Origin of the sequence: Shewanella sp. SM71 (genome assembly GCF_025653905.1) — a bacterium.
Taxonomy (GTDB): Bacteria; Pseudomonadota; Gammaproteobacteria; order Enterobacterales; family Shewanellaceae; genus Shewanella; species Shewanella oncorhynchi.
In genome coordinates this window covers 1-12,703 of sequence record NZ_JAKKRW010000011.1, presented here as the reverse complement: position 1 = coordinate 12,703, position 12,703 = coordinate 1, and the positions used below count along the sequence as shown (strand labels likewise).

At 43.5% G+C, this 12,703-nt stretch carries 13 protein-coding genes; all 13 read left to right on the top strand.

The genetic code is table 11. From position 1 onward, the window contains the following. The first annotated feature begins 13 nt into the window (after positions 1-13). Positions 14-388 (top strand): hypothetical protein, encoded by a 375-nt coding sequence (locus L5L97_RS12120; protein WP_173248284.1) that lies wholly within the window; start codon positions 14-16, stop codon positions 386-388. Between the two features lie 541 nt (positions 389-929). Further along, on the top strand, positions 930-1,208 hold the full coding sequence (gene sctI, locus L5L97_RS12115) for a type III secretion system inner rod subunit SctI (RefSeq protein WP_263162474.1): 279 nt from the start codon (positions 930-932) through the stop codon (positions 1,206-1,208). Next, positions 1,208-1,753: a type III secretion protein gene (locus L5L97_RS12110; RefSeq protein ID WP_173248282.1), complete on the top strand. Its 546-nt coding sequence runs from the start codon at positions 1,208-1,210 to the stop codon at positions 1,751-1,753. Before sctI ends, L5L97_RS12110 begins: the two co-directional genes overlap by 1 nt. Further along, positions 1,740-2,231 carry a regulator gene (locus L5L97_RS12105; RefSeq protein ID WP_173248280.1) on the top strand — a complete coding sequence of 164 codons (492 nt, stop codon included), beginning with the start codon at positions 1,740-1,742 and terminating at the stop codon, positions 2,229-2,231. Before L5L97_RS12110 ends, L5L97_RS12105 begins: the two co-directional genes overlap by 14 nt. A gap of 29 nt (positions 2,232-2,260) precedes the next feature. Continuing rightward, positions 2,261-2,749 (top strand): regulator, encoded by a 489-nt coding sequence (locus L5L97_RS12100; protein WP_198572421.1) that lies wholly within the window; start codon positions 2,261-2,263, stop codon positions 2,747-2,749. 168 nt (positions 2,750-2,917) lie between these two features. Further along, on the top strand, positions 2,918-4,105 hold the full coding sequence (locus tag L5L97_RS12095; RefSeq protein ID WP_173248276.1) for a hypothetical protein: 1,188 nt from the start codon (positions 2,918-2,920) through the stop codon (positions 4,103-4,105). Positions 4,106-4,229: 124 nt separating this feature from the next. Beyond that, positions 4,230-5,297: a hypothetical protein gene (locus L5L97_RS12090; protein WP_263182153.1), complete on the top strand. Its 1,068-nt coding sequence runs from the start codon at positions 4,230-4,232 to the stop codon at positions 5,295-5,297. 156 nt (positions 5,298-5,453) lie between these two features. After that, positions 5,454-6,497, top strand: coding sequence for a VspD (locus L5L97_RS12085; RefSeq protein WP_219252237.1), 1,044 nt, complete (start codon positions 5,454-5,456; stop codon positions 6,495-6,497). 14 nt (positions 6,498-6,511) lie between these two features. Then, positions 6,512-7,318 (top strand): type III secretion system protein, encoded by an 807-nt coding sequence (locus tag L5L97_RS12080; protein WP_173248270.1) that lies wholly within the window; start codon positions 6,512-6,514, stop codon positions 7,316-7,318. A gap of 38 nt (positions 7,319-7,356) precedes the next feature. Then, the gene (locus tag L5L97_RS12075; protein WP_168826357.1) at positions 7,357-7,863 is read left to right on the top strand and encodes a hypothetical protein; all 507 of its coding nucleotides are present in this window, start codon (positions 7,357-7,359) and stop codon (positions 7,861-7,863) included. A 7-nt stretch (positions 7,864-7,870) separates the two neighbouring features. After that, positions 7,871-8,290 (top strand): hypothetical protein, encoded by a 420-nt coding sequence (locus L5L97_RS12070; RefSeq protein WP_006079545.1) that lies wholly within the window; start codon positions 7,871-7,873, stop codon positions 8,288-8,290. A 5-nt stretch (positions 8,291-8,295) separates the two neighbouring features. Next, complete coding sequence (locus L5L97_RS12065; RefSeq protein WP_173497862.1) at positions 8,296-8,862, top strand: hypothetical protein; 567 nt, start codon at positions 8,296-8,298, stop codon at positions 8,860-8,862. A gap of 550 nt (positions 8,863-9,412) precedes the next feature. Next, a partial coding sequence (locus L5L97_RS12060) for a hypothetical protein (protein WP_263187168.1) occupies positions 9,413-12,703 on the top strand: 3,291 nt, incomplete at its 3' end.

The window sequence follows — 12,703 nt, the reverse complement described above, 5'->3', positions numbered from 1 at the left end:
AACGGAAGGTATTATGAAAAAACTCAGAGAAATTGTTTATAAAACACTCGTAGATGATTTTAATGTGTCACCAAGCTTATTATCTCGCATCGAGGGTGATGATCCTATCGCAATCGAATTGAATGGCGGAGAGGAGATATTTGTTTATATAAATGATAGAACATTGCAAACTTTTATTGAAATCCCCTTGCGTGATCAACGCATGCTTAAAAATAAAGCTCCTAAAATAATAGAGAGTCTCATGTCTGATGAAGACGTTTTCTTCAATATAAAGAAAGAGAAATTAACAGTAGTGACAGAATTTTCCGCAGATATCGCTAATGTAGAACGAGTGTTGGCCGGTAAGCTGAAACTGTTCAATAACATGGTTGCATATATCAAAGTCTAGCCAGTAATTTACATCATTATTCAGGAATGAAATTTCTGCAGTTGATGATTCAAGAGGAATGATTTAGTTAATTTTAATGTTCTTTCATTATTATCTGTTCATCAACTGTCTCCAGTATATCCGACTAAGCTGGCTCCATAATGCACTGAAAAAGTGGCTATTGATTCTAAATCCAACGCAACGCGTGTTCGTCATGTGACTAATGGTGTCATCTATAGCCCTTTTAGCAATCAATTGTCTACCCGATAAAGTATTAAGAATATTTATGTTGTAGGCCATAGCGAAGCTGTTCGACTACAAATGACTTACTTCGAGAAGGAAAGGTGTTGACGTTTTGGGTAAAGCGTAAAACTGAAGCCGATAAATACTTTCCTAAAGCGCATATATTTGGATATGACGGGTTAGGAGTTTAACTAATAACTCGGGGTCTATTAATTAACTCATTGTATTAAAAAGTTATTTTTAAACTCGTGTTTTTTCACTTTGATTCCAGTTTGTTCATTTGCTTGCTAACGATGGCAGCGGTTAAATATCAAACATTGTGAAGCGTATTGATTTAAAGAGTTGTTTAGAAATGGTAGATCTTAATGTACAAGCGATACAACCTTCTGTATTTGAAGATACCTTTAATAATATTGGTGAAGGTTTTCAAGAGATTATGAATAATTTACAGAAGATAAATGATGGAAAAACGATTACCTTGCAGGATACGTTGGCCTTACAGCAATCGGTATTTCATTACAGCATGTATCAGGAAACAGTAACTAAAATTGCTTCGAAGTCTGCCACTGCAATAAATGATGTCATGAAGGCCCAGTGATGAAAAAACTGTACTGGATAGTTTTTCTTGTACTCTTTGGATGTAATGATCAGGGCCGAGTAGAAGTTGCCAATTTTGATTCCGCTGATGCAGCGAACAAAGTGGTTGTTCTGCTGGCCCGATATCAGGTTTCCGCTTCTTTATCTATTAGTAAGGATCGTCATCTTGTCTATGTTGATAAAGATCACTTAGCTCAGGCGAGAGAAGTGTTAACAAAATTCAATTTCTATTTTGAACGAGAAGATCTCAATGATCTGCTTGAGTCAAAATTTGCTAGCTTGAGTAAGTTAGAGATAGTGAAGGGAAACTTGCTTGAGAGCCGCGAAATATATAACAAAATTAGTGTTATTCCCAATGTGCTACGGAGCAGTGTTATCGTCACTGGGGAAAAAAATAAGCGAGTCTCGGTTATTATTTTTAGCTTTGATGAAATCGAACGTGAAAATAAGTTGAATATTGAGCGTTTTTTGAAAGGCTTAGTTTCAGAGTTGGATACATTAACTGTCAGTTATTTTTTTCAGAATACGGGTAATGAAAAAGTATAAAAAACTTCATCAAACATACTTACATTATTTACTGGTCAATCGGCGACTTTCCCCGGATCAATATAGTGTGCTTACAACACTAACCGAGAGTGAGGTACAGGTATGGTTTACACCTAGACGTTCAAAAATTACTGCTTTAGTGAAAGTATTGGGTAGCGTAGTCATATACCAAGCTCGCAAAGGTGACGCGAGTGATCGCTCTTGGCTGCTGAGCAAGCAATATCTCAATCAAAGTCAATATCTCTGGTCAAGTACACTAGGAATTAAACTCGATTCTAATGTGTCAAAAAATATGTGCACCCAAAAACTTGGAGTAGCATTATTGGCTATTCACAATCCACGTCATGCCATCATTTGGGCTTTAAGACTAGGTATATCACTGCCAGAATCCATATTAGCAGTAAAATCTTCTACTAGACTTGATGCCTTTATCTTACAAGTCGCCAAGGATACAGATATCGAACTCAGCGGCGGGTAAAATAACCGTTAAAATTGGATTGAATTTATATGAAAAAAAATACAATACGCCCAGGTGAAACCTGTGATGACTTTTTTGAGCTATTGAGTGGCACAGTCATTGAAAAAGATATTGCAGCTATGCGTAAGTCGCAGAAAATCACAATAACTCAACTAAAATCAATTTATGAATTAGGGGTTAAGTTTTATACTGAATTCCAATTTAAGGAAGCTGAGATTGTTTTTTCTGCCTATGTTGGTTTAAATCCGTATGATCATCGAGGCCCAGGATGTCTAGCTGCCATTTTTTTGGAAAAAGGGCAATTTAAAAAAGCTTTGGAAGTGCTAAACATATTAAAGACTTTCCCGACAAATGATCTAGATGAAACTATTCTCAACATTTCTTTGTGTCATTATAAGTTAAATGAATATACCGAGGCTAGTGTTACCTGGCTTATTGTAAAAGAAGATAATTTAAATGATTTCTATCTGCAACGATATCATTATCTTAAGTCGCAGCTGAGCCCGTATTTACCTTAATTATAGATAGTATTGCAGAGTCAATATGAAACAACCATTTGAATCTAAGTTTTTTCTTGAGATATAAGCCAATTTCATGACTCACACATTTAGCTGTTCTGTGTGAGTGCATTCCCAACCTGTACCATCAAGAGGATACAGGATTCTTAAATTGTAGAGACTCTATAAATGATAGTGAATAATGCACGAGTGTTATCAGATGCGCTAAATTTTGAACAAAAAAGTTCATCTTTGACTGATGCCGATAAAAAAAATCTAAATGATATAGAAAAGTTAGTTAAGTCTGCCTCCCAGCAAGAAGAAAAAACAAATAAAGCTCTGCCATTTACTAAGAGTGAGCCATCTCCATTTCAGACGCTTGCTACTTTTGCTGCCCATCAGAAAGAAGTTGTACGCTCAATGGTTGGCCTGAGCTCTGAAAGCGCGATCGCCTCTGCTTTGGCGGGAAGCATTGAAGCTTATGGTAAACAATTAGCACATATACAAGGTTGGACAACTGGCGGTCTGCCAATGTTCGAAAGTGCAATGAGAGAAATGTTCGAAGGTTTTCTGAAAGATGGTATCACAGGTAATGAAATTGAAGATTTATTTCAGCTAGCCATTATGGATTACATTTCACACTCAGCTGACTTTCCAGATCTCACGCCACAGATGATGGAAGACATGATGCATTTTTTAGAGAGCACGGGTTCTGGTTCACATGGATATCATGAGGGCTGGAATGGACAGAAATTCGCAGATAAAAGTACAGCTATCTTTGACTTTATGTTGAAAAATGCTCCGAAAGACAGCCTGTGTAATGAAGTACTGACATTTTTAAAAGATAAACAAGGCGCACCATCTGCATTAGTCGACCACTTTAAAAATAATTTTGAAAATAAATATTCGTTTATTGGTGATGCTGGATATCCAAGTGATGCAGGTGTCTCGCCTATGTTACGTATGGCACTAATGGCTGCCTATTTAAATAAGTATCCTGACGTAACGCAAGATACGATAAATTTATTTCTCACTGGGTCAGTGGGTGAGTTGAATGACTTTATTAAAAATAATACACCGGGCGGAAGTTATACATCTGCTATGGATTTTCTCTTTAAAAATGATGGTCACGGGGAAGATAGCGGTTGGCGTGAAGTCACTCAAAATGGGCATAAGGTGATTGATTGGGAGGGGGTTGGATTGGATTCCGGTTATTTTAAAGATATGTATACCGACTTTCCACCACGCGAGTTAACCGATGAAGATATTAAAGAAATTAACCGTATCGGCGATCAAGTGAAAATGATCCAGCAGACCCTTAAGTACTGGATTCAGATCTGCCGGGATGAACTCATGGCATTTGCTAGAAATATCTAACAATCAACAGGGAGTTTGCTATGAGTATTAATGGTGTTTCTGGTCTTCAGCCCCAGTGGACAGTGCCGTCTACAACCGAAAATGCACCACTTAAAGCTATGGTGCCTGTCGCGAATGAATCAAGTTGGCGATTGCTGACCGTGCGCTCGCCTCACTCGATGTCGAAACGGGGGATGTAACAACGCTATTAATGGTTGCGGCGCAGCAGAAACAAGTGGTGATGGTTATGGCGGGCCAACATTCCGAGGCCGTTATTGCTTCGGCTCTTGCGACGAGTATTGAGGGCTATGGAAGTCAATTAGACATCGTTAATAAGTGGACCAGTGGTGGAAAACCTGCATTCGAGGCCGCCATTATGCAGATGTTTACTGCTATGAAAGAGGGCGGGATTAACGGAATTGAGTACGAGAACATGTTCCAGCTGGTGCTGCTCGATGTGTTGAGTAATAGTAAAGAGTACGGTTTAGAAGACGCTAACTTCTTGAAAGAATTGGGGACTCTACTGGAAAAAACTGGTAGTGGCAGTCATACCAATTGGGATTTTACCCCTGAGCAATTGGGGGCGAAGGTCAATAATGTTTGGAGTACTCTGAATAGTGCGATTCAGGGGGGGAAAATTCCAACGGATAGCATTGCTTACCAAGCTATGTCAGCTATGAGTGGCGGTAATATCTCATCGACGACGCCCACAGAGTTATCGAGTCGCTTTACCTCGTCTGTGTATAACGATCCCAATGCCGGCGGCTGGATCACCAGCGGCCTTAACGATATTAGCCCTATGGCAAGAATTGTGTTGCTGAGCGCGTTAAACGGTGATCAAACAGTATCGGCAGCCGAGGTCGAGACCATTCTCACTGGCAGTAAAGCAGAGGTTGATGGATTACTCACTAAATTAGCCAATATGGATGCGATGGCGTACTTGTTCAGTGCTAAGTGTCCTGGTTGGCAGAATTCGTCGGACACAAATAAGCCTTTACCACCTGGAGTGACTCAGGCCTTCGATTATGACGGAACGATTCAGGCTCAGTATTTAACAGATCTTTATAAAAACTTCTCGCCTAGACAGCTTACTGATGAAGATATTAAAGAAATTAACCGTATCGGCGATCAAGTCAAGATGCTGCAGCAGACCCTTAAGTATTGGATTCAGGTCTGCCGTGATGAACAAATGGCATTCGCAAGGAACATCTAAAGAGTCGTGTTTGTATTAAGTACAAAATAGAAGGGCATGGTAGCACTGGGAACATGCCGCTCGCATCGCGAGAATTTAGATGTGCAAGCTCACTTCAGTAACTCTGATAGTGAGTGCGCATCTATTCCCAGTATCGTCACATGAAAGGAAATAACTATGAGTACATTCATGATTACCGTCGCTGCGCCAAGCATTATTGGTACAGTCGATGAACAGAGCCAGAGTGTTCAGCGCCAAAACACTGCTGCGACAGAATCGGCTAAGCCGAATCAACCCTTACCAGGCAATACGATTGGAGTGTCCGATAGTCAGCTCTGGCGCATGGTGCAAGAGAGTATGAAACTGGCCGCTGAAGCGTTTTCTGGTACCGGTAAAGAAAACTCTGAAGCGAAAAAAACACTGATAGATATTCAAAAAAATGCTCAGATCGATGCGCTTAAAGAGCGTATGGCGCAGATTGAAGAACAGAAGCAAGCCCAAAAGAGCCAAGGCATTTGGGGCAAGATTGCTATGGGATTAGGTTTTCTTGCGGCAATTATAATGGCGCCATTCAATCCTGTTATGGCTGCAGTGATGATTGGTTTCATGATTGCTTCGATCGTGTTGCCTAAAATTGTCGATAAGATTATGGAAGCCGCAGGTGTCTCTGAAGAGATCAGGGGCTATGTATCAATGGGATTAGAGATTGCTATTGGCATTATCAGTATGGTGGTCAGTTTCAATCCTGGGAACATGATGGCGACTGCGGGTAAGGCTGTTGCGAGTGGGGCTGCGAAAGTCGCAACTATGGTTGATAAGGCTGTCGACGCAGTTAAAACGTTGAAGTCATTCAGCACTATATCGACAAAAATTCAGGGTATGGTCAACAAAGTTATGAAGTTGATTGAGCCTTTACTCGATAAGATTAAGTCATTTGCAAGTGGTGGTGAAAAGCTGACCTCAAAGATTGCTCAAGCAAGTTCGGTTACTTCAAATGCAACTTCAGTCGTGAGTAGCGGTTACGCGATTAAGTCTGCCGACATTACAAAAGATCTTGAGATTGCTAAAGCAAACCAAGAGGAGTTGGAAACACGTATCCAGCAAATCTTGACCATGCTTAATCAGGCGTTGCGTGCGGTAAGCCATGCTTTTGAATCACTTTTTAAAGTTAATAGTGATCAGCGCGAATACAACGACAAGATTATTTCAATCAATATGTAAGAGGAAGTTAATTTATGAATTTAGTACAAATGAGTGCACTGTCACTACCATCGACAAAATCTGAAGAGACTTCTTCTGTTAATAATCTCAAGCCGATAGATCAAAAAGCATGGGGCAGTTATGAAAACTCATTGAAAGAGGCCAACAAAGGCTCGGTTTCAATGGCTGATTTACTGGCACTTTTAGCACAAATTATTGAGTCGTCTCAACAGGTTCGCGCTCAAGTGATGAAGAATCGCATTGGTGAAGCTGTTGCTACGTCAGAGTTGGCGACTATGCTCGCGCAAGATAAATCTCAAGATGCCAAATTACGCTTCGGTATTACCTTAGCGTCATCTGTGGTTAACATGGGAATGACAACTGCAGCAACTGTTCGAATTGGCCAAACTAAAACGCTGAAGGATAAACACTTATCCAAAATGGGCGACCGAGGGGCTGCGGATACAGGAGGAGTCAAGTTATTAAAAACGACGGATCTTGAGTCTGGTAAAGTCACTAATGTTGATAAGTCTCCTAAAGTCTCAGATCTAACAGCAAAAGAGCTTAATCAATACAGTGCTAATCTTCAGCAGCAGCGTACTGCCAAGTACAACTCTGTCACTCAAATGGGTGGAATGGCTGATGGTATGGTTGGCAATGCAAACGAAATTCAAAATGCTGAACAGGTGAAAGTACAAGAAGAGACTCAAGCGAGCAAAGACTTGAAAGAGAAGTTTGATGCTCAGCTTGATCAATATATTCAAGATCTGACTGCTGAAGCGGTGAAGTTAAATGAGATCCTTGAAGCTGTAGCGAAAGCGAGTTTAGTGACTAACCGATAATACGGAGCAGAGCGAGCCTAAGCTCGCTCTGATTAACTATGCTTCGACCCGTTTCTTTTGCCGTGACACAACGCACCGAAAAAATTTCGGATATTAACCGAACTCAGAAGGCTGGTGACCACCGCCAGCCTCGCCGAGTAAAAGATATAAAGCAAGTCGACAAGCGAACTAAAAAATATCCTCGTCTGTTCCGGGTTAAACGTAAAAATTTAACATTGGATCAGCAAAGGCAATTTGCTCGACAGCTTAATAGCTATCAGCTCAAGGCGTTACGCGATTGGCAAGGTTTCTCTGATAATTTACTTGATGTTAAATCATTAAATGATGCTCAACTTTGGATATTACATGCGGCAGAGCACTGTGAGCACTTGTATCCATTAACGTTAAGAAAACAGCTTAAAAAATATATTGCAGATGTTAAGTCCTCCGCAGGGAATATGGATGCGAATAGCAGCACGGTGCAGCAACTTGTCGCTTATGAACATAATTTAGATGGTTTACTGTCATTATTGGCTTTATGCCGCCGTTACTATATTCAAGAGTAAAGTATAAATGCCTAAAAATAATCGCCATATTCGTATCTCGCATTGTCATTTACAGGGTAAAACACTTGATCCTTATCAGTTATTAAAGGCTAAGTCAGAACGGCTTAGTTGGAATAGATTATCTGATGTGGAGATATATGCCGATAAACAAGCGGTAATCGAATGGTTTGCTATGTTGCGCGATTATTCTGAAACAACAGTTAAAGCGATTGTGGTAGAAGGGATACTAGATAGTCAATTTCATAAAATTACCTTTATTTTAACATTAGTACAAAGTGTTGATTTTGAAGAGGTGACTTCGAAAGATGCTTATCAACAGCTTTATGACTTTGTTTGCAAAACACCTGCTGGAATACGTGATTGGATCGATGATATAGATTTTAAAATGAGTATGGATGTATTAGCACTGTTATCTAGGAATCGGTGAAATATATGAAACAAGAGCGCGTCACTCTCATGCCAAAATATGAGATGAAACCAGCAATGTACCGAGCAGTTAATCAGATTGCTGGGACAACTTTTAATAATCAAGAGATTAGAGTTGATGTGGGGGCTGTATGTCATCGATTTCAGCAGCAGGATTTCATATTACTCAGCTTAAAGCATGTTGGTATTGAGGCTGAACTATATGTTTCTTTATGCGAAGCAGGCAGGTTGCTCGGTTTGGATGTGAACCATCTCGAACAGGATTACTTATCCTATGTAATCACTCAAGTCTTAAGCCAGTATGGATTAGCGTTTAAATCATATCCTGAGATGGATATAGATGAGTTGCCTCTGTTAATGAGTTGCAAACTTATTATAGGAGATTTCAACATATCTGCATTGTTAAAAGTGGATACACTCATTATTGATGCTAACTATTTGAAAACTAGTTTATCTTCATTACCGAAAACGTTAGTTCTGATGGCATCTTGTACTATGTTTAAAACTAGTCTTAGTGTTGAAGAAATATTGTCGTTAACTAATAATGACCTTGTATTGGTTTGTCCAAAGTAAATGAAAACTAGAACGTGTGACTACATTCAACAATTTTTACAGCGCCTCGAAAAAAATGAGAGTGTTATTTTTAGAGATTACCCAGACAATCTATTGCTGCCAGTTTTTCCTTTTTTCCAGTTAATACATCTCGTTAACTTGGAGGCCGTTATTGATCTTATTTTACAATTTGAAATGGCCTCAAAAGGTGTATTTATTCGTGTTGATGGATTTCTTACTCTCACAATAGCTGAGCAAGATTATTCCGAAGATAATGTGAGACGGTTAAGCATTAATTTATTTGAAAAGATGAGATTTTAATATGGCACTTAATCCAGCGTTGACTCGTAGTACTTCTATGCCAGAGTTATCACGTTTAGACTGTGAGGCTCTACCTAGGAATATAGCACGATCTACCTCTTTATTGGACGTTAGAGCTCCAACACTTAGATCTGCGGAACCTCAAATTCCAGAGAGTGTCTCTACTGCCCCTAGTATTTTGGAGACGGAAGAGCCTCATTCTAAAGCTAAGCCTAAAAAGATTAAAGAAAGCACTAAAAAATCAAATAGAGTGAGCACAGAGAAAAAGGCTAAGTTTCATTTGGCTGCTATCGCCGGTGCCGTAACAATCGGTACTGTGTTAGCTCCCTTCACCTTAGGATTTAGTTTATTACCGACGGTATTTGTAGTGATGTATGGTAATGCATCTGCGATAGCTATGTATGGTGGCTCCCAATTTGTCGCTGGCGATAAAGAGAAGAAAAAAGCCCCGCTTGAGCCGCCTAAAGTTGATGCCCCCAAAGATTTACCAACTAAGCGCCCTTTTCATTTACCTCCCCTGGCCGAGCTACCGGAACCTAAGCATACAGAAGATGTGACGGACAAAGACACCGAACGCGGAGATGTTTTTAATAACTGTTTTAACAACGTTAATAACTTTCATAACAGTTGGTATGTCTTTATTAACTCTTCCAAGGATCCAGACATTAATCTGGTTTCAGAAGATCAAGTTAAGACCCCTAACGAGTCGCATGTTAATAATATCGGCACGCAAACAACTGATGCAACATCGATCGGGCGGGTCACGTTACCCTTTGCTGATGCTGCTGAAGTCACTGTTGTCGAGACGCCAGTTAAGGAGCGTCAAGCGCGATTAAAGACGTTAATATCTGAGTGCCAAGAGCAAGCAGATCCGCAGCTGGTAACCTTATTCAATTTACTTCTAAGCGGGGATGATGCATGTGCTCAAATGGTCGAAATAAAAGGGAAAGATGGTGCTACAGCGTATGCTGTTATTCCTAATAGTGAATCATTAGTTATTGATGAACACGATCGTGCGACGGGATCCGATGTACCTAGGCCTTTAGCAGGTACAACAACGAAAACCACAACGCCAGTTGCGACGCAGACGGACGATACACCTGCGACAGTGACGGGCAACGGTTCGCCATCGGTGACAGATGATGGCACTCAAACCGATGTTCCGACAGCCGTCGCAGAAACACCGACGAATGCGGGTACACCAGCTCGTCCGCCTGTCGCGGCGAAGACCACAAACACGCCTTCAATGTCACAGACGGATGGCGTGCCTACGGACGATACCCCTGCAACAGTGGTGCCTGAGGCGAATGCTGCGCAAGGATACACCGGCCGTAAATGGGAGGTGAGTAGTTCAACACCTGTGAATCTGAGTCAGGGTGCGCAAACGGGCAGCAATTACACCCAAGGACCTAGACGTAATCTGGGGACAACCCCAGATGCAGCGCCGAGTACCGCGACTGGTCATCCTCGTGGTTCCGCGGCTGGCAATGGCAGCGGTACAACCCCACCTGTGATGGGCAACGGTTCGCCATCGGTGGCGGAACTAACAGATGATGGCACGCAAGCCGATGTGCCGACAGTCGCCGCAGAAACACCGACGAATGCGGGGACACCAGCTCGTCCGCCTGTCGCGGCGAAGACCACAAACACGCCTTCAATGTCACAGACGGATGGCGTGCCTACGGACGACATCCCTGCGACAGAAATGCCTGAGGCGAATGCTGCACAAGGATACACTGGCCGCAAATGGGAGGTAAGTAGTTCAACACCAGTGAATCTGAGTCAGGGTGCACAAACGGGCAGCAATTACACCCAAGGACCTAGACGTAATCTGGGGACAACCCCAGATGCAGCGCCGAGTACCGCGACTGGTCATCCTCGTGGTTCCGCGGCTGGCAATGGCAGCGGTACAACCCCACCTGTGATGGGCAACGGTTCGCCATCGATAACTGATGATGGCACTCAAACTGATGTTCCGACAGTCGCCGCAGAAACACCGACGAATGCGAGTACACCTGCTCGTCCGCCTGTCGCGGCGAAGACCACAAACACGCCTTCAATGTCACAGACGGATGGCGTGCCTGCGGAAGACATCCCTGCGACAGTGGTGCCTGAGGCGAATGCTGCGCAAGGATACACCGGCCGTAAATGGGAGGTGAGTAGTTCAACACCTGTGAATCTGAGTCAGGGTGCGCAAACGGGCAGCAATTACACCCAAGGACCTAGACATAATTTTGGGACAACCCCAGATGCAGCTACTGGGCATCCTCGTGGTTCCGCGGCTGGCAATGGCAGCGGTACAACCCCACCTGTGATGGGCAACGGTTCGCCATCGGTGGCGGATGTAACAGATGATGGCACTCAAACCGATGTGCCGACAGCCGTCGCAGAAACACCGACGAATGCAGGTACACCAGCTCGTCCGCCTGTCGCGGCGAAGACCACAAACACGCCTTCAATGTCACAGACGGATGGCGTGCCTACGGACGACATCCCTGCGACAGAAATGCCTGAGGCGAATGCTGCACAAGGATACACTGGCCGCAAATGGGAGGTAAGTAGTTCAACACCAGTGAATCTGAGTCAGGGAGCCCAAACGGGCAGCAATTACACCCAAGGACCTAGACGTAATCTGGGGACAACCCCAGATGCAGCGCCGAGTTCAGCGATAGCTCATCCTCGTGGTCCTGTTCCTGCAACGGGTAATGGTTCGCCATCGATGACAGATGATGGCACGCAAACTGATGTTCCGACAGCCGTCGCGGACACACCGACGAATGCGGATACACCAGCTCGTCCGCCTGTCGCGGCGAAGACCACAAACACACCTTCAACGTCACAGACGGATGGCGTGCCTACGGAAGACATCCCTGCGACAGAAGTGCCTGAGGCGAATGCTGCGCAAGGATACACTGGCCGTAAATGGGAGGTGAGTAGTTCAACACCAGTGAATCTGAGTCAGGGTGCGCAAACGGGCAGCAATTACACCCAAGGACCTAGACATAATTTGGGGACAACCCCAGATGCAGCGCCGAGTGCTGCGACAGCTCATCCTCGTGGTCCCGCGGCTGTTAATGGCAGCGGAACAACCCCACCAGTGATGGGCAACGGTTCGCCATCGGTGGCGGATGTAACAGATGATGGTACTCAAACCGATGTGCCGACAGCCGTCGCGGACACACCGACGAATGCGGGGACACCAGCTCGTCCGCCTGTCGCGGCGAACACCACAAACACGCCAGTAACGTCACAGACGGATGGCGTGCCTACGGACGACACCCCTGCAACAGAAGTGCCTGAGGCGAATGCTGCAAAAGGATACACTGGCCGTAAATGGGAGGTGAGTAGTTCAACACCTGTGAATCTGAGTCAGGGTGCGCAAACGGGCAGCAATTACACCCAAGGATCTAGACATAATTTGGGGACAACCCCAGATGCAGCGCCGAGTGATGCGACAGCTCATCCTCGTGGTCCCGCGGCTGGCAATGGCAGCAGTACAACCCCAGCGGTAACGGGCAACGGTTCGCCATCGGTGGCGGAT